General features: G+C 67.3%; 16 protein-coding genes. 13 read left to right on the forward strand and 3 right to left on the reverse strand.

The genetic code is table 11. The annotated features are described in order from the left end of the window. Nucleotides 1-111: 111 nt before the first annotated feature. The 4 genes from IPK85_14640 to IPK85_14655 are packed head-to-tail and all read left to right on the forward strand — an operon-like array spanning nucleotide 112 to nucleotide 5349. Nucleotides 112-3288, forward strand: coding sequence for a 5'-nucleotidase C-terminal domain-containing protein (locus IPK85_14640; protein MBK8248628.1), 3177 nt, complete (start codon nucleotides 112-114; stop codon nucleotides 3286-3288). Then, complete coding sequence (locus tag IPK85_14645; GenBank protein ID MBK8248629.1) at nucleotides 3285-3515, forward strand: hypothetical protein; 231 nt, start codon at nucleotides 3285-3287, stop codon at nucleotides 3513-3515. The genes IPK85_14640 and IPK85_14645 overlap by 4 nt, the downstream gene beginning before the upstream one ends. Beyond that, nucleotides 3512-4546: an adenosine deaminase gene (gene add / locus IPK85_14650; protein MBK8248630.1), complete on the forward strand. Its 1035-nt coding sequence runs from the start codon at nucleotides 3512-3514 to the stop codon at nucleotides 4544-4546. Before IPK85_14645 ends, add begins: the two co-directional genes overlap by 4 nt. Then, entirely contained in the window at nucleotides 4543-5349 is an 807-nt protein-coding gene (locus IPK85_14655; GenBank protein MBK8248631.1) for a purine-nucleoside phosphorylase, read from the forward strand. The genes add and IPK85_14655 overlap by 4 nt, the downstream gene beginning before the upstream one ends. Before the next feature lie 57 nt (nucleotides 5350-5406). On the opposite strand, the gene IPK85_14660 is transcribed toward IPK85_14655, so the two are convergent. Beyond that, nucleotides 5407-6012, reverse strand: coding sequence for a porin family protein (locus IPK85_14660; protein ID MBK8248632.1), 606 nt, complete (start codon nucleotides 6010-6012; stop codon nucleotides 5407-5409). Nucleotides 6013-6181: 169 nt separating this feature from the next. Beyond that, nucleotides 6182-7009, reverse strand: a complete 828-nt coding sequence (locus tag IPK85_14665; GenBank protein ID MBK8248633.1) for a M48 family metalloprotease — start codon at nucleotides 7007-7009, stop codon at nucleotides 6182-6184. Between the two features lie 82 nt (nucleotides 7010-7091). Between IPK85_14665 and IPK85_14670 the strand changes: the two genes are divergently transcribed. Genes IPK85_14670 through IPK85_14690 form a run of 5 tightly spaced genes read left to right on the forward strand, consistent with a single transcriptional unit; the run spans nucleotide 7092 to nucleotide 12470 of the window. Next, complete coding sequence (locus IPK85_14670) at nucleotides 7092-7850, forward strand: RNA methyltransferase (GenBank protein ID MBK8248634.1); 759 nt, start codon at nucleotides 7092-7094, stop codon at nucleotides 7848-7850. Further along, nucleotides 7847-8701, forward strand: a complete 855-nt coding sequence (locus tag IPK85_14675) for a prepilin peptidase (GenBank protein MBK8248635.1) — start codon at nucleotides 7847-7849, stop codon at nucleotides 8699-8701. Before IPK85_14670 ends, IPK85_14675 begins: the two co-directional genes overlap by 4 nt. Continuing rightward, on the forward strand, nucleotides 8698-9870 hold the full coding sequence (locus IPK85_14680) for an ATP-dependent Clp protease ATP-binding subunit (protein ID MBK8248636.1): 1173 nt from the start codon (nucleotides 8698-8700) through the stop codon (nucleotides 9868-9870). Before IPK85_14675 ends, IPK85_14680 begins: the two co-directional genes overlap by 4 nt. After that, nucleotides 9867-11108: a hypothetical protein gene (locus IPK85_14685; GenBank protein ID MBK8248637.1), complete on the forward strand. Its 1242-nt coding sequence runs from the start codon at nucleotides 9867-9869 to the stop codon at nucleotides 11106-11108. Before IPK85_14680 ends, IPK85_14685 begins: the two co-directional genes overlap by 4 nt. A gap of 9 nt (nucleotides 11109-11117) precedes the next feature. After that, nucleotides 11118-12470, forward strand: coding sequence for a DUF445 domain-containing protein (locus tag IPK85_14690; protein MBK8248638.1), 1353 nt, complete (start codon nucleotides 11118-11120; stop codon nucleotides 12468-12470). A gap of 48 nt (nucleotides 12471-12518) precedes the next feature. Here IPK85_14690 and lon read toward each other — a convergent pair whose 3' ends face one another. Continuing rightward, complete coding sequence (lon, locus tag IPK85_14695; GenBank protein MBK8248639.1) at nucleotides 12519-14978, reverse strand: endopeptidase La; 2460 nt, start codon at nucleotides 14976-14978, stop codon at nucleotides 12519-12521. Between the two features lie 180 nt (nucleotides 14979-15158). Here lon and ffh point away from each other — a divergent pair, with 180 nt between their 5' ends. The 4 genes from ffh (at nucleotide 15159) to trmD (ending at nucleotide 18135) form a co-directional block, all read left to right on the forward strand. Beyond that, the gene (ffh, locus tag IPK85_14700; GenBank protein MBK8248640.1) at nucleotides 15159-16478 is read left to right on the forward strand and encodes a signal recognition particle protein; all 1320 of its coding nucleotides are present in this window, start codon (nucleotides 15159-15161) and stop codon (nucleotides 16476-16478) included. 116 nt (nucleotides 16479-16594) lie between these two features. Further along, on the forward strand, nucleotides 16595-16915 hold the full coding sequence (rpsP, locus tag IPK85_14705) for a 30S ribosomal protein S16 (protein ID MBK8248641.1): 321 nt from the start codon (nucleotides 16595-16597) through the stop codon (nucleotides 16913-16915). 14 nt (nucleotides 16916-16929) lie between these two features. Next, nucleotides 16930-17460 (forward strand): 16S rRNA processing protein RimM, encoded by a 531-nt coding sequence (gene rimM, locus IPK85_14710; GenBank protein MBK8248642.1) that lies wholly within the window; start codon nucleotides 16930-16932, stop codon nucleotides 17458-17460. A gap of 3 nt (nucleotides 17461-17463) precedes the next feature. Continuing rightward, on the forward strand, nucleotides 17464-18135 hold the full coding sequence (gene trmD / locus IPK85_14715; protein ID MBK8248643.1) for a tRNA (guanosine(37)-N1)-methyltransferase TrmD: 672 nt from the start codon (nucleotides 17464-17466) through the stop codon (nucleotides 18133-18135). The last annotated feature ends 109 nt before the right edge of the window (nucleotides 18136-18244 follow it).

Consider the following 18244-nt stretch of genomic DNA (forward strand, 5'->3'; position numbering starts at 1 on the left):
CGGGCGGCTGAAAGGGTGGCATCAGGCTCCTGCCCATGAAGGGTCGTCGCGTCCGGCGTCCGGGTCAACGCGAGGGTGCCATCGCCCCCGAAGCGGCCCTAGCTTTCTCCCATGCTGGGACGAATTCTGACCTGTTTGGGGCTGGCCGGCGCGGTGGCAGCGCAGGCGCAGCGTTCGGTGGAGCTGGTGGTTCTCAGCACGACCGACGTCCACAATCGGCTCCGGGGGTGGGACTACTATGGTGACCGGGGGGACTCGCAGCGTGGGCTGACCCGCGCCGCCACTGTGATCGACTCGGTCCGGGGGGCCAATCCTGGGCGGGTGGTCCTCGTGGACGCCGGGGACCTGCTCCAGGGGAGTCCCCTCGGGTACGTCGCCGCCCGGCTGGACACGACCGGGGTCCATCCGGTAATCGCCGCGATGAACGCCATGCGGTATGACGCCGCAGCCATCGGTAACCACGAGTTCAACTACGGCATCCCGACGTTGCGACGCGCACTCCGGGATGCACGATTCCCCTTCCTTGGTGCCAACGTGGTGCACCTTGGAGCCGAGCGCGCCAAACCGCTGGTGACTCCCTCGCGGGTTGTCGTTCGGGCCGGGGTGCGTGTCGCCATCGTCGGCGCAACCACGCCGGGCTCAATGGTGTGGGACAGGGAAAACCTGTCGGGGCGGCTACGGATGACGGACATGGTCGCCGCCGTCCGACGCGAGGTGACCAGCGTTCGGCGTCGGGGGGCTGAGGTCGTACTGGTCGTGATGCACTCCGGGCTGGACGGCGAGTCGTCGTATGACACGACGGGGGGCGTGCCGCCGGAGAACGCCGCCGCCGCCGTCGCCCGCGAGGTCCCCGGGGTGGACCTCATTGTCTTTGGACATTCTCATCGGGAAGTCGCGGACACGACGATCAACGGGGTCATGCTGCAGCAGCCCCGCAACTGGGCGCAATCCGTCGGCGCGGCGACGCTGACCCTCGACCGCACACGGGGACGTTGGCGCGTCAGTGCCAAACGTGGCCAGTTGCTTCAGGTGCGGGACCAGGCCGAACACCCTGCCGTTGTCGCCGCGGTGGATCGCCAGCACCGGGCAACGGTGGCGTGGGTGAACCGCACGTTGGGCACGACCGCCACGTCGTGGCGGGCCGACTCGGCGCGCGTTCTGGACACGCCACTGATCGACTTCATCCTGGAAGTCCAACGAAGGGCAGCTGGCGCCGACCTGGCGGCGACGGCGGCATTCGACCTGAATGCGTCGCTGGATCCCGGGCCCATCACGATTGCCGAGGTCGCGCGGCTGTATCCATACGATAACACGCTACGGGCCATCCGCATTTCGGGAGCCCAGTTGCGGGAGTTCCTCGAGTACTCGGCGCGATACTATCGCACACTCGGTTCGCGTGACGCATCCTCGTCCCTGGTCGCTCCCGATGTACCGGGTTTCAATTTCGACATGGTGGCTGGGGCGGAGTACGTCCTGGACCTGTCGCGGCCGGTTGGGTCGCGCGTGACGCGCTTGCGGGTCCAGGGACGCGACGTCGTCGCCACGGATTCGTTCACCATGGCGCTAAACAACTATCGACAGACCGGCGGTGGCGGCTTCGCCATGCTCCGGGACGCGCCCGTGGTCTACGATAAGCAGGAGGAGATTCGCGACCTCCTCATCGCCGAGGTGCAGCGACGTGGCACGTTATCGCCTTCCGACTATCACGTCGCCAATTGGCGGCTGGCGCCGGACAGTGTGGTGGGGCTGGCGTACCGCGCGATGCGCGCCCTCCCGTTTGACCGCACGACCGCACCGAACTCCCGGGACACGACGGCGGCTCATCTGGCGCAGGGACGGTGGCTGCGGGTGATCGGCACGAGTGACATGCACGGCGCCCTCGAGGCTCGCGACTTCAACGCCGAAGGGATCGTGCGTGGCGGGGCGGCCTCCCTGGCCACGGCCTTGCGACAAGCGAGGGCCGAGTGCCGTCCTCCCGGTTGCCAGAGCGTCTGGGTGGACGGGGGTGACCAGTGGCAGGGAACGGCCGCGTCCACGCTCACGCTGGGCCGACCGGTGACCGACTTCCTGAATCGTCACGGGCTCGCCGCTGCGGCGCTCGGCAATCACGAGTTTGACTGGTCGGTGGACTCCATGCGCCCGCGGCTGCGGGACAATCGGTTTCCGGTGATGGCGGCGAACATGCGGTGGCGTGATGGGCGTGACGTGGAGTGGATGCCCGACGATACCTTGCTCCGCGTGGGCGGCGTCACGGTCGGTGTGATCGGGGTCATCTCTCCGGAGACCTCGCGTTCGGTGCGGGCGGCGTATGTGCAGCCGTTCACCTTCATCGATCCGGCACCGGTCGTCGCGCAACGCGCCCGCGCGTTGCGGGCGCGTGGGGCCGACGCGGTCGTGGTGGTCGGGCACATCGGTGCGTTCTGTGACCGTGCCCTGACCACCTGCACCGGTGAGATCGTTGACCTGGCGACGGCGTTACCGGAGCCGGTGGATGCGATCGTGGCCGGTCACTCGCACCGCGGCGCGACCACCGTGGTCAACGGCAGTCCCATCGTCCAGGCCTACCAGAAGGGGAGCGCGATCGGGATCGTCGACGTCCCGTTAGGCATGCCCGGTGAACGCGCGCGCGTGTCGCTGCGCAACGTCCGGCCGGACTCCGTAGTGCCGGACCCACGGGAGGCGGCCTGGGTGGATTCGGTGACGGCGCCAGTGCGCGCGCAGCTCGCTCGGGTGGTGGCGACACTCACCAGCACCATGCGTCGGGGTGATGCAGGGACCTTTGGCAACCTGCTGGCCGACGCCTTTCGCGCAGCGGGCGAGGGAGACATCGGACTAATGAATGGCAGTGGTGTCCGAACGGACCTCCGCGCCGGTCCGGTGAGCCTTGAGGATATTTTCGAGGCGCAACCGTTCGACAACTTCCTCGTGAGGTATCGGGCGAGCGGGCGGCAGATCGTGGCAAACCTCGAGCGGATCTTCTCGTCACCGAACCCCCGGATACACCTGAGCGGCATTCGCGTGTCGATCGATACGTCGCGATCGCCCGGCTCACGAGTAACGTCCGTCGCGATGCTGTCCGGGGAGCCCCTCGCCCCGGACCGTACCTACTTCGTCGTTCTCAACGATTTCATGGCGGAGCGCGGGGAAGGGATGGATCCGGCGCATCCCTCGGCCGAGGTCGAGGTGCTGAACCTGCTGAGTCGGGATGCCCTCGCGACCTACCTGGGGCGCCTCCCCGGCCCGGTGCGGCCGCCGGACGATGTGCGCATCACACACCATTCTCGATGACAAACGTTCGTGTGTATTTCAATGGCCGCGGGGTCGATGCGCCCGGCGGGGCGACCGTGCTCGATGCGCTCGCCGTATTTGACAGCACCATGGCTACCGAGGTGCGGGAAGGGCAACGCGCCCTCGTCGATAGCCGCGGCCTGGCGGCGGATCCATCGGCCGCGGCCTACGCTGGGGCGATCTTCCGCGTCGTGAGCGCCCGTGCCGCGAGTGGCGGCACCGCATGACCGCCATTACCCGGGACCTGCTGACGCGGCTGCCCAAGGCGGAGCTGCATTGCCATCTCGACGGGTCGGTGCGTCCTGCCACGTTGCTGGAGCTGGGTCGCGAGTATCGCGTGTCGATGCCGAGGGATGATGCCGAGGCGCTGGGCGATTACATGATTGTCCGCGACGCCCGATCCCTCGAGGACTACCTCACGCGCTTCGACGTGACGCTGTCGGTGATGCAACATGCGGACGCCATCGAGCGCATCGCCTACGAACTTGCCACGGACGCTGCGCGCGAGGGCGTCCTGTACCTCGAAACACGATTTGCTCCCAACCTGAATGATCGCGCCGGCATGGAATGGGGCGCGGTGCTCGAGGCCTCGCTGCGCGGACTCGCCCGCGCCGAGCGCGAAACGGGGATTCTGGGGCGGGTGATCGTGTGCAGCCTGCGCCACCTGGCCCCGGAGGTGTCCCTGGAGCTGGCGCGGTTGGCGGTGGCCTACCGGGATCGTGGCGTCGTGGCCTTTGACCTCGCCGGCGGGGAAGCCGGACATCCCGCCGCGCCGCACGCGCCAGCGTTTCAGCATGCCCGCGCCCATGGCCTGCATTGCACCTGCCACGCGGGGGAGGGGGCGGGCGCGGCGTCGGTCGCTGAGGCGGTCCACCTGTGCGGCGCCGAACGCATTGGGCATGCGACGCGGCTCATCGAGGACCCGACCCTGGTGGACGAAGTGCGCTCCGAACAGATCGCCCTCGAGATCTGCCTGACGAGTAATGTGCAGACCCATGCCACCTCGTCATATGCAGCGCATCCGCTGCAACGGTACATGGAGCAGGGGATGCGGGTCGTGCTCAACACGGACAATCGCTTGATGAGCGGGGTGAACCTGGTCGACGAGTACGAAGTGGCGGCGCGCACGTTTGGTCTGGGCTTCGACGAATTGGCCGGCCTTGCCCTGAACGGGTTCGACGCGGCGTTCCTGCCGGAGGCGGACCGTGCGAGGCTTCGCGCCGCGGCGGTCGAGCGCCTGGCCGCGATGCGCACATGAATACGGCCGAAGCGGTGGCCGCGGTCCGTTCGCGGCTGGAAGTAGCGCAGCCCGTCGCCGCCATTGTACTTGGCTCGGGGCTGGGAGGTCTCGCGCGGCGGATTGAGGGAGCACAACGGGTGCCCTATGCGGAGATCCCGGGATTCGCGCCGGCACACGTTGCCGGGCACGAGGGGGCCCTGATCCATGGCACGTTAGGCGGAAGGGAAGTGCTCGCCCTGGCTGGCCGATTCCACGTGTACGAAGGGCACCCGATGGCGCAGTCGGCATTCCCGGTTCGCGTGGTGCATGCGCTGGGTGCTCCGGTGCTCGTGCTGTCCAACGCTGCCGGCGGGGTCCGCCGCACCTTTCGGCCGGGTCAGCTCATGCTGATTCGCGACCAGCTCAATCTCACCAGCCTCAATCCGCTGATCGGGCCGGTGGTGACCGGTGACGTGCGATTCCCTGATATGTCCGCACCATTTGACGAGGGGCTGCGCGCCCTCACCCGGCAGGTCGCCGAGGCGGCCAACGTGCCGCTCGAGGACGGCGTGTACGGGGGGCTGACCGGGCCGACCTACGAAACGCCGGCGGAGGTCCGCATGCTCGAGCGGATCGGTGTGGACGCGACCGGGATGTCGACCGTGGCCGAGGTGATCGTGGCGCGTGCGTTCGGCATGCGGGTACTCGGCATCACCTGCATCACCAACCCCGCGGCCGGCCTCAGTCCCCACCCGATCCACCACGATGAGGTCATCGAGGTGACGGCGAAGGCCGCGGCAGACTTTGAGCGGCTCGTGGAAGGGGTTGTTCGCGCCTTGTAGGCCTGGCAGAGCCGACCGACGATGGAGCAGGGATCGGGCTTGCCCGGACGGGATGCCCTAAAAGCGAAAGCCGAGCGTCACCGGGATCATCTGGTACGTCGTCTTCTCGGCAGTCTGGCCAGGATCGGTGTCAGGGGTGACGCTGAATTGGTGGAACCGGGCCTCCAGAAAGAACCCGGTGTTCATGCCCAGCCGGATCCCGGCGCCGGCATTGAACCCGAAGCCATTGGCGCTCTCGCTCTGCACCGTGCTGCCGACGGTCTGCGTGGCCGTGAGGCGGTAGCCACCAAAGCCGCCAAGCAAGTATGGCGTGAGGCTTCCCTGTTTCTTGCGGCCCAGCAAGACGGCGGCGGCCCCCAGGTACGTCACCCCGTTGGTAAGCTCATCATCCGGGTCGGCGTTTACCGCGCCCAGGAATTCATCGGTGTAGTCGGAGCGGTGATAGGCGAATTCCCCGCGGACCGCCCACACGTTGCGATCTGGCTCGTATTGCACGAAACCCGCGCCGTGGGCCCCTGTCTTCGTGTCTGACGCGAAATCCCCGATCGGTAGCGTCGCTCCGACCGCGATGCCGACGCTCACCGCGCGGCGCGGCGCCTGCGCACCAAGCGGCGGAGCAGCGACCGCGAACAAGACCAGACTGGAGAGGACCAGGCGACGCATGCAGGCTCCTTGCGTGTGAAGTGGGCGTCCTGACGACGGACACGGCGGGCCGTGGGTCACCACTACCCATGCCGATCCTAACGAAGTAAGGACCGCCCAGGACAGGGGAGCCTCGGACGTGTCCAACCTGTGGCGTCGACCCCACGCGACGCCGTGATGCGGCGCACGCTCAGCGTGTGGCCACGGTCGGGAGCCCGATCACCCGACGCCGAAACTGCTGGAATCGCTCGGAGTCGGCACGCAGCCCCCGCAGCGACGCCGCCGGAAGCCGGGCGATGTCCGCCTCGCTCGCGCGCACCCTGTCCTCCTCGAGGGGGTGCGTCGAGAACCACCCCTGCATCCCGGCCGGGCGCTCCTCGCGCTCCTTGAGCAGGATGCGAAACATCTCGGGGATCCCCCGTGGGTCGATGCCGGCGCGGGTCACGTACTGCACCGCCACGCGGTCCGCCTCGGTCTCGTCGTCTCTCGAGAACTTGGCGAACAGGGCTCCGCCACCCAACTGCACGGCGGTGTTGGTAATCCCGTAGTCACACACGTTGGTGAGGATGCAGGCCAGCGTCAGGCCCACATTCGCACGCTGGCTCGTTTGCATCTGCTGGATGCTGTGGCGCATGGTGACATGCCCGATCTCGTGCGCAATGACGCCGGCGAGTTGCGCCATGTTCGTGGTGCGCTCAATGAGCCCGCGATTGATCCAGATGTAGCCACCGGGCGCCGCAAACGCGTTCACTTCCTTGCTGTCGACCACGTGAAAGGTCCAGTCGAGTCCCCGATCGTCGGCGATGGCCGCCAGGGAATCTCCGAGCACGTTGATGTACCGGACCACCTCGGCGTCGCGGACCAGTCGCAACTGCCGATTGACTTGCGCCGCAAAGTCCTCGCCCATGTCCACTTCCCGCTGGGTCGAGATCGCGCAGGCCGCGAACAACAGGGAACAGCTCGAGAGGCCGATCCTGCGGAGGAGAGGGACGGACGTGTAGGTTTGTGAGCGCTGCATCCAGGATCGTCCCACAGCGAAACGGGGCGTGACAGGGAAACGTACGTCTGAGACCACCGCACCCCCCACAGAGTTCCCGCCGATGCGCCTCCTGACCACCGCTCGCGATCTCAGTCGCCGCAAGGCGCGTGAACGCGATGGGCGTTTTGTGGCTGAGGGGGTGCGCACGGTGGAAGAACTGCTTGCCTCCCCGGTCGAGTTGGTCGGCGTAGTGTGCGGACCACAGTTGATGGACTCCGACCGCGGCACGCAGCTTCGGCTGCAGATCGATCGCCGTGGAATCCCGCTCGCCGAGGTTACCGAGAAGGAATTCGGCGGCGCGGCGTCGACCGAGTCTCCCCAGGGCGTCCTCGCCATCGGCCGCATCCCGAGCCGCCAGCTCTCCACCCTGGCGGATCGGGAGCACCTGACCCTCCTCGTGCTCGACGGTGTGCAGGATCCAGGCAACGTGGGGACGATGATTCGTACGGCACATGCCCTGGGGGCCGACGCGACGGTCGCCCTGCCCGGAACGGTTGACGTATGGAACGCGAAGGTCGTCCGTAGCGCGATGGGATCCCTCTTCCGACACCACGTACAGGCTGCCCCGATAGACGAACTGGCCGCGTTCGCCGCCGCCCACGGCGTGGAGCTTTGGGCCGCAGAGGCCAGTGGGGCTGAGCTTACGACACTCCGACGTCCGAACCGACTCGGCCTCGTGCTCGGCAACGAGGGGGCCGGAGTCGGCGCGGCCCTTGAGGAGCGGCTGGCCCGGCGCGTGTCCCTGGCGATGCCCGGAGGTGCCGAGTCCCTGAACGTCGCTATCGCCGCAGGGATCCTGCTGTACGGGTTGCGCCCATGAGCATGGAGGCCCTGTTCGTCGCCTGGGCTGGGGTGGTGGGTGCCTGTGTCGGCTCGTTCCTGAATGTCTGCATCGGGCGCTGGCCGCACGACCAGTCAGTCGTGACGCCGCGTTCGCGCTGTCCGCGCTGCGAGCGAGCGATCGCGTGGTACGACAATATCCCGATTGTGAGCTGGCTGGTGCTGCGGGCGAAATGCCGTGGCTGTGGCTTGCCGATTTCCGCGCAGTACCCGTTGGTGGAGCTTGTGGTGGCCGTCGTGTGGGCTTTGGCGTTTCGCGAGTGGGGGGCGGGGCTCACGGCGGTGCGCGTGGCCATGTTCATCACGATCCTGCTCGGGATCGCGATCACCGACGCGAAGCACTACCTGATTCCCGATGGCTTCACCGTGTCTGGGCTGGTGTTTGTACTCGTCACGGCCCTGGTGGCCGGGCTCCGTGGTGAGTTGACTCCGTTCGCCGGGCCGTGGGATGCGGTGATCGGGGCCTGCGTCGGAGCGGGTGCGGTGTCGATCATCGGTTGGCTGGGCGAAGTCGCCTTGAAGAAAGAGGCGATGGGGTTTGGTGACGTGACCTTGATGGCCGTAGTGGGGGGCGCTGTTGGGCCGGCGCGTGCCCTGCTGGTCCTCTTCGTGGGCGCAGCGCTTGGGGCGGTCGTCTTCTCGCTGGTGGTGTACCCGCTGGTCCGCGTGCGTAGGGCGCGACAGACCGTGGCGGCGAACGTCCCGGCGGACGGGGCGAGCGATGACATGCCGCACGTGCCGTTTGGGGTGTTCCTGGCGCCGGCAGCGGTCCTGACGCTCCTCTGGGGTGATCCCCTGATCACCTGGTATCTCAACCGCCTGGTCCCATGACCGACGACGATGGCGCGCTGGCGCGTCCCCTGACCGGGGCGCTGGCCCGCTTCACGAGGGACCTGACAGCCGAGGCGCGCGAGGGACGACTGGAGCCCGTGCGCTGCCGCGAAGACGAGGTCGCGCGGTTGATCGACATCCTGCTCCGTCAAGGCAAGAACAACGCCGCCCTCGTTGGTCCGGCGGGGGTCGGCAAGACCGCCATCGCCGAAGCGCTGGCCGAACGGCTCGCCAAGGGGGAGGTTCCCCTGATGCTGCGCCACGCGCGCGTGTTGGCACTCGATCATGTGTCCCTCCTGGCCGGTGCCGCATATCGGGGACAGTACGAGGAAAGGATCCGGGCCCTCGTCGCCGAGACGTCCGCGGACCCGGACGTGCTGCTCTTCATCGATGAGCTGCACAACCTGATTGGGCAGGGCAGCTCAATGGGGTCGGCGATGGATGCTGCCAACATGCTCAAGCCGTCGCTGGTGCGCGGCGACTTTCGGGTGATCGGTGCGACGACCTCTGAGGAGTACGACCGCTGGATTCGCGGCGATCCAGCGCTCGAGCGACGCTTTCAGCGGGTGGTGGTGAGGGAGCTCAGCTCGGATGAGACCCTCGAGGTGCTGCGCGCGCGACGGGAACGCCTGGAGCGCCATCACCATGTGCTCATCACCGACGAGGCGCTCCGCGCCGCCGTGGTCCTCACCGACGAGCATGTGACCGATCGTCGTCGGCCGGACCGGGCGATCGATGTCCTCGACGAGGCCTGCGCACACCTGCACGCGACCACCGCCTACGCCGCCGATGTCGAGGCGCTCATCCTGGCGTCGCGGTCGCCGCGCACCGCTCGACGACGGACGGCCGGCGCGGCTCAAGCGCCCGCCACAAATGGGGCACCCCTCGTGGAGGAAGACCCGTTAGGCCAGATGGCCAGGGACGGCTTTCGGGCGCTCGAGGCCTTTGGGGCCGGGCTGGAAGCCATCATCGCCGGCCCGGCGACCGAGGTGGCGCCAGCTCCGGTCGCCGTCGTGGCGGTGGACACGCCGCGCTTGCCGTCGGCACCTCCGCCGCCACCCACACTGCGCACCATGCTGGAGCGCGATAACGTTCGGCTGCGCGCGACAGATGTGGCGCGCGTGGTCGCCGTCGCGACCGGACTCACCATTCGCTGGGCCGAATCATGAATGCTCGTCTGACGCTGGGTCTCGCCGGTCTCCTCCTGGCCTGCTCGCGGGAGCGCGAGGGCTCGCCGGTTGAGGCGCTGGTGGGCGACGCCACCCCACGCCTGGAAAAAACCGTCGGCGTCCCCTTCAAGACGCCACCGAAGTTCGAGATGCGCTCGCGCGAGGAGGTCCGGACCTTCCTGGAACAACGATTCGCGACCGACCTTCCCGACGCGGACCTTCGTGGGTCCGAACGCGCCTACAAGCGCCTTGGGCTGCTCCCGGATTCGCTGGACCTCCGTGGCTTCATGCTCAAGCTCCTGACCGAGCAGATCGTCGGGTACTACGACCCGAAGGCCAAGGTGCTCTACATCGTGCAGGGCGCGAACGACGACATGATCGCCGTTACCGTCTCCCATGAGCTCGTCCATGCACTGCAGGATCAGTACTTCAACCTCGACTCGTTGCAGTCCGTCAAGCGGCGCAACGACCGGCAAGTGGCGGCGCAGGCGGTGATGGAAGGCCAGGCCACCCTCGAGCAGGTCGCGTCCATGGTTGGTGGCGGTGCGGCCGTGAACCTCCCCGGCGGCTGGGACCGCGTGCGCGAGATGATCCGGGACGGGCAGAGTGCGATGCCGACCTTCGCGTCGGCACCCCTGGTGATCCAGGAGACGCTCCTGTTTCCGTACCTGAGCGGCGCGGAGTTCATGAAGAACTGGAAGGAGAAGAGCGGCGGCAAGCTGCCGTTTGGGGACATGCCGGTGTCCACCGAGCAGGTGATGCATCCGGACCGCTTTTTCCTCAATCGTGACGACCCGACCGTGGTCACCCTGCCGCCGATCGCCGGCGCCAGTGACGTCTACGACAACGACCTCGGCGAGTTCGAGACGCGGCTCCTCCTGTTTCAGCACCTCAAGGACCGGGACGCCGCCTTCCGCGGCGCGGCGGGATGGGATGGGGATCGGTTCGTCTCGTGGACTGGGGCCCGTGGTGACGGGGTGGCCTGGCTCTCGGTGTGGGATACCTCCGTCGATGCGGCGGAGTTTCTCGACCTGATGGACACGGCGCTCCTGAAGCGCTTCGACGACCTGCGTCCGCTCGGTAGCACCGCCAATCGCCACATGTACAGCACCCGCGGCCGGACGATTGCCCTGTCGGCCGTCGAGGTGAACGGCCGTCCGTGCGTGCTCTACGTCGATGTTCCGACTGGGTCGAGTGTTGATGTCTTCGACCTCAAGAAGGTGAGGCTTGAGGAGTAGGGCCACCTGATGGCGCGCGAGACGGAGCAGGCCGCGCCAACCAGCGCCCGGCTGGACTCCATTCCCGGCGGGATCCGTCCCGTCCCGGATCCCAGGGCGCTGTCCGAGCCGCAGCCCCTGCGCCCCGACGACGAGGCGCTGCGCCAGGCGCGCCTCACCTCGATCAAGCGCTGGGCGACGGGGCTGCTCATTGGGGCGACCATCGTCTTCCTCATCACCCGGTGGCTGGAACCTCAGGTGCCTTGGCTGGCGATCGTTCGGGCAACGGCCGAGGCAGCCATGATTGGCGGCCTCGCGGACTGGTTCGCGGTCACCGCGCTGTTCCGCCATCCGCTGGGGCTCAAGATCCCGCACACGGCCATCATCCCGATGCGCAAGGATCGCGTCGGCGTCACCCTCGGGGCCTTCGTCGAGAAAAACTTCCTGAATCGCGACGTCATCGTCGCCAAACTCCACACGTTGAATGCAGCGGAACGCGCGGCCCGCTGGATGGTGGAGCCGGAGAATGCGCGCAAGATCGCCCGTCAGCTGGCGCGCGCGCTCGGGGCGGCGACCAATGTCCTGCGTGACGACGACGTGGAGGAGGTCATCTCCCGCGCCGCCATTGACCGCATCAAGAAGACCCAGGCGGCGCCCTTGCTCGGGCGCTTTCTCTCGGTGCTGACCGCGGAGAACCGGCACCAGGGCTTGCTCAACGACGCGATCCGCCTTACCGCCAAGTTCCTGTCCGAGAATCAGGACCTCATCCGCGAACGTGTGGAGCGCGAGAGCCCGTGGTGGATGCCGGGCGTGGTCGACGATCGCATCGCGAAGAAGATCGTCACCGGGCTCGAGCGCACGATGCAAGCGGTGCACGAGGACGATACCCATCCGCTCCGCCTCCGGTTCGACGCGGCCCTGGATGAGTTCATCGTCAAGCTGCAAGCGTCACCCGAAGTCATCCTCAAGGCCGAGCAGATCAAGGAGGATGTACTCAACGCCGAGGCGGTGCGTGGCTTCTCGGCGGCCATGTGGGCCGACGCCAAGGCCACCATCACCCGTCACGCGGAAGATCCCGATGGCTTCAAGCCCGAGGCGATCCAGCGTGGCCTCACGGCGTTCGGGGAGGCGATCCTGAAGGATCCCATCCTGATGGAAAAGGTCGATGCGTGGCTGATCGAGGCGATCGTCGCCGTCGTCGAGCGCTACCAGAGCGAGGTCGGCGAGTTGATCTCAACGACCGTGAAGCGCTGGGATCCCGATGCCACCTCTCGCCGTATTGAGCTGGCCATCGGGCGCGACCTGCAGTTCATCCGGATCAACGGCACCCTGGTGGGGGGGCTCGCCGGACTCATGCTCTACCTGCTCCAGCGGGTCTTCTGAGCGTTCGCCGGCAACGCCCGGGACGCCACCGCCGGTAACGCAATCCGCTCAGCGGGCCGATGGCGGCGACACGCGTGCTTCCCGTGCCGCTCGTGCTTCCCGTGCTTCCTGCACTTGCTCTTCAGCAACGTCGGCCAGCAGCCCCGCGTTTGGTAGCAGCGCCAGTCGCAGCACCTCGTCCATCGAGCTGACAAAGGTGAACGCCATGTTCTGGCGGACCTCGTCCGGGACGTCTCGCAGGTCCTTCTGGTTGTTCGCTGGCAGGATGACCTCGCGTAGTCCGGCGCGATAGGCGGCGAGGGTCTTCTCCTTCACGCCGCCAATCTCCAGCACCTTGCCACGCAGCGTGACCTCTCCGGTCATCGCCAGGTCGCGGCGCACCGACCGACGCGAAAGCACCGACGCCAGGGCGAGGGTGACCGCCACCCCGGCGCTCGGGCCGTCCTTGGGGACGGAACCCGCCGGGAAGTGGATGTGAAAGTCGCTCTCCTTGAAGTCCTTGTCCGCCACGCCTAACGCTTCGGCCCGGGAGCGGACGAACGAGAGGGCGGCATCGACGGACTCGCGCATGACGTCGCCGAGCTGGCCGGTGACTGTCAACTTGCCGGTGCCCGGCATGCGTAGTGCCTCGATGGTCATGATGTCGCCGCCGAGCGAGGTCCACGCGAGCCCGGTGACCGTGCCAATTTCGGGCTCCTTCTCGGCCTCCTCTGCCGCGTACTTCGGCACGCCAAGGATCTGCTCGACGAGCGCATTGTCCACGATCCAGGCGCCCTCCTCGCCGTCCGCCTTCTTTCGGGCGCGCTTGCGCATGAGGGCGGCGAGGTTGCGCTCGAAGTTGCGCAAGCCGGCCTCGCGCGAGTAGCGGCTCGACACGAAACCCAGGACCTCGTCGGTGAACTGGATGTCCTTGTCGCTGATCCCGTGTTCCTCCAGGAGGCGCGGCATCAGGTAGCGCCAGGCGATCTCGACCTTCTCCTCGACGGTGTACCCGGCGATGCGGATCACCTCCATGCGGTCGCGGAGCGGGGCCGGGATGTCGAAGAGGTTGTTCGCCGTGCAGACGAACAGGACGCTGGACAGGTCGAACTGCAGGTTCAGGTAGTGATCGACAAAGTCATGATTCTGCGAGGGATCGAGCACCTCGAGCATGGCGGCGGTGGGATCGCCGCCGGCCCCGCCGCCCGACATCTTGTCGATTTCGTCGATCATCAGCACGGGGTCACGCACCCCAACGCGCCGCAGCGCCTGGAGCAGCAGCCCGGGCATGGCGCCCACATAGGTCCGCCGGTGGCCGCGGATCTCCGCTTCATCACGGACCCCACCGACCGCGATGCGGTAGAAGGCGCGTCCCATGGCGGCGGCAATGGCCTCGCCTAACGATGTCTTCCCTGTCCCCGGCGGCCCGACGAAACAGAGGATCGGCCCATGGGGGTCACCGCCGCGGAGCTTGCGCACCGCGAGGAACTCGACGATGCGTTCCTTGGCCTCGTTGAGCCCGTAGTGCCGCCCCTCGAGCGCCTCCTCGACCCGCGCCAGCTCGATCTGCTCGTGCCCGCTCCGCTTGTGCCACGGCAGGGCCAGGATCCAGTCGAGGTAGTTGCGGATGACCTGGTACTCGCTGGATGCCGGCGAGAGCATCCGCAATCGCTCGGTCTCCCGGCGCGCTTCCTGGCCCACCCGTTCCGGCATCTTCGCGTCGTCGATCTTCTTCAGCAGCTCGACTGCTTCCTTTTCGCCAGGGTCGGTCTCGCCGAGTTCGGCCTGGATCGCCCGCAGTTGCTGCCGCAGGTAGAACTCGCGCTGGTGCTGCTCGATCTTCACTTCGGTCTGCTTCTTCACGTCCTCCATCACGCGGGCGCGCGCGACCTCGCGTTCCAGGCGAGACAGGATGAAGCGCATCCGCTGCCCGATGTCGAGGCGCTGCAGGACTTCGTCCTTGTCCGTGATCCGGAAGTTCATGTTCGTCGCGGCCAGGTCGGCAAATCGCCCGGGGTCCGAGACGTTCATCTTGAGGATCTGGGGCACCTCGTCCGGGATGCGGTCGACCAGGTCCGCGAGCGTCTCCGCGGCGGAGACGATGCGCGTCACCAGGTCGTCGAGGTCGTTGGGGTCGGCCGGGAGCTCCTTGGCGGGCCGGACCCCGGCGATGACGAACGGTTCCTCCTGCTCGATCGAATCGATCGTGATGCGCCGCAATCCCTGGAGGGTGATCTGGACCGTGTCACCCGGGAGGTTGATGCGTTCGTGCACGCGCGCCGCGACCCCCACGCGCCCCACGAACCGGCCATTCTCGACGACGTCCTCGGCGTCACCTCCCGTGACCACCAGGGCGACGATGAGCCCCGGGTCCTCGTTGGCGCGGAGCAACGCCAGGTTCTCCGGGGCCCCCATCTGCACCGCGATGGTGCCGAGGGGATACACGATGGTCGACCGCAGCGCCATGAGCGGCAGCCGCGGGGGAAGCTCCTGACCGAGGATTTCGTCGCGGCGTTGGGGACGGGACATGCGGCCTGGGCGAGGGGATCCGGTGGCGCGGGGGGACGCGCGGAAACTTACCCTGTCGCCGCAGCGCGCCCAACGACGATCCGCCGCCCGCGTTCGGCGGAGAACACCGAAGTGGCGGTGTTGGCACCGCGAGGCATGGCCAGCTTGCCGGGGTTTCCGGCGCTGCCTACGTTGCCCGGCATGTTTGACGAGCTGTCAGAAAAGATCTCGGGCGTCTTTGCCCGACTGCGCGGGCGAGGCGTCCTTACGGAGGCCGACATCAAGGAGGGGCTGCGCGAGATTCGCCGCGTCCTCCTTGAGGCCGACGTGTCGTTCCAGCTGACCCGCGAGTTCCTCGAGCGCGTGGAGAAGAAGGCGGTCGGGGTCACCCAGATCCGGAGCGTGGCCCCCGCCCAGCAGCTGGTCAAGATTGTCCACGACGAGCTGACGGCAATGCTGGGCGAGCGCCGCGAAGGGCTCAAGCTCAGCTCGGTGCCACCGACCATCGTGATGATGGTCGGGTTGCAGGGGTCGGGAAAGACGACCAGTGCGGGCAAGTTAGCGCGCCGCCTGAAGGGCGAGGGCCGCGCCACGCGGCTTGTTGCCGCGGACGTGTACCGGCCGGCCGCGATCGACCAGCTGGAAACGCTCGGTCAGCAGCTGGAAGTGCCCGTGTACGCCGATCGAAGCACCCGCGACGTCGTGAAGATCGCCCGCGCCGGGATCGAGGAGGCCAAGCGCGCGCGGGACCGCGTGGTCATTGTGGACACCGCGGGTCGTCTCCAGATCGACGACGAGATGATGCAGGAGCTGGTGCGCCTGAAGGAAGCGGTGCACCCGGACGAAATCCTGCTGGTGGCCGATGGCATGACCGGTCAGGACGCCGTGCGCATCGCCGAGGGTTTCCACAAGGCGTTAGGCACCACGGGGGTCATCCTCACCAAGATGGACGGTGATGCGCGTGGTGGCGCCGCGCTCTCCATCTACGGGGTCACGAAGACCCCCATCAAGTACATCGGCGTGGGCGAGAAGTCCGATGCGCTCGAGGAGTTCCATCCCGAGCGCATGGCCGGGCGCATCCTGCAGATGGGCGACGTGCTGTCGCTCGTGGAGAAGGCCCAGGACGCGATCGACGTCGCCGAGGCCAAGAAGCTCGAGAAGAAGGTGCGGAAGGAGGGGCTGGACCTCGAGGACTTCCTCACGGCGATGAAGCAGATGTCCAAGCTCGGGCCGCTCGAAGGGATCCTGAAGATGCTCCCGGGCGTCAATGCCAAGATGTTGAAGCAGGCGAACCTCGATCCGAAGCGGCTGAAGCACGTCGAGGCGATCGTCTTGTCGATGACCCGGGAAGAGCGGAAGGACCCGACCATGATCAACGGGTCGCGGCGTGCCCGCATCGCCCGAGGGAGTGGGCGGACCGCCAACGAGGTCAATCGGCTGCTGGAGCAGTTCCGGGACATGCAGAAGATGATGAAAAAGGCGGCCTCCGGAGGGCGCCTGGGGCTCCCGTTCGGGCGCTGAGCCCGCTTTATTTCAGGGCTCGCCACCCCTCACCGGGGTGGCGTTCAAGTCGGGTGCGACCCGGGTGTGCCGGGAACCGCGATGAGCCCGCATGAATCCCCAGTCAGGAGTCCAGCATGGCCGTTCGTATCCGCCTGCGCCGCGAAGGTCGCAAGAAGGCGCCGAGCTACCGCATCGTTGTCGCCGAGTCCACCATGCCTCGTGACGGGCGCTTCATCGAGATCATCGGGACCTACCAGCCCCGCCAGGCGAACCCGGTCAACCTCAAGGGTGATCGCGCGAACTACTGGCTGGACAATGGTGCCCAGCCAAGCGACACCGTTCGGTCCATCCTGCGCCGTGCTGGGGTCCTCAAGGCCCGCCACGAGGCCCGCCTCGCCGCCAAGCTTCAGGGAGCGGCCGTTCCGCTGACAGAGGCAAAGCCGGACGGCGAGTAACCGCCGGTCCCGACGTGAACGCCCAGGACCTCATCATTGTCGGGCGAATCCGGAAGGCGCACGGGATTCGCGGGGAGGTCGTGGTTGAGTTGATGACTGAGTCGCCGGACGTGATCTTCGCGCCCGGCGCTCGTTTGTTTCCGGGCACCGCAGAAGGGGATCCCGATCCCAAGCTCGGCCCGATACACGTTGAAGACGCCCGCCCTTTCCGCGAGCAGTTCCTCGTGACGTTTGTCGAAGTGCCAGATCGCACGGAGGCCGAGCGGTGGCGCGATCGATTCCTCCTGGTACCGCAATCGGAGTTGGTGCCGCCTGAGGAAGGCGCGGTGTACCAGCATCAACTGATCGGGCTCTCGGTGCGCACCGAGGCGGAGGGCGAGATCGGGCGCGTCGTTGGCACCTTCGAGGTAGCCGGCCGCCTGTTGCTCGAGGTCGCGCGCGAAAGTGGGACCGTATTGCTGCCCTATGAGGGTCAGTTCGTGGATCGCGTGGACCTGGCAGCCGGCCACCTCCACATGACGTTGCCGCCTGGGCTGCTGGAGTAGGCAATGCGCATCACGATTGTGACAATCTTCCCTGAGTACTTTCAGGTCCCGCTGTCGCTTTCCATCCCGGCGCAGGCGGCCGGTGCCGGAAGCGTGGAGTACCGGGTGGTGAACTTGCGCGACTACACCCACGACAAGCACCGCACCGTCGACGATTACCCGTACGGTGGCGGGGCGGGGATGGTCATGAAGCCCGAGCCGTTCTTCGAGGCGGTCGAGGCGCTGGGGTGTGCCCCCCCGATCGTCCTCATGTCCGCGCGCGGGGAGCGGTTCACCCAGGCACATGCGCATCGATACGCGCAGGGGGGCGAACTCACCCTGCTCTGCGGGCACTACAAGGACGTCGACCAACGGGTTGGGGACTTCCTCGCGACCGAGGAGCTCTCTCTTGGGGACTTCGTCCTTTCGGGGGGAGAACCCGCAGCGCTGGCGGTGGTGGATGCGGTCGCTCGGCTGCTTCCGGGGGCCATGTCCGACCCGGAAAGTGCGCGCACCGACTCGCATTTCTCCGAACCGTCGGTGGTGAGTGCACCGAGCTACACCCGGCCGCCCGTCTTTCGGGGCCACGAGGTCCCGGAGGTCCTGCTCTCCGGGCACCACGAGCGTATTGCGACCTGGCGCGCGTCGACCGGGCGTCGCCTCCCGCGCCCGGCTCGGGACACGACGTCCGAATAGGGCGCTGGGGCACTGGGTCGTCGAGTCGACAACAAGGTGACTCCCCTACCGCCAATCCTACCAACGGGTTAGCTTCAGGGTCTCCCAAAATCAGCCTTTGAGGGGGGCT

The sequence above is a fragment of the Gemmatimonadota bacterium genome (assembly GCA_016712265.1).
Taxonomy (GTDB): Bacteria; Gemmatimonadota; Gemmatimonadetes; order Gemmatimonadales; family Gemmatimonadaceae; genus RBC101.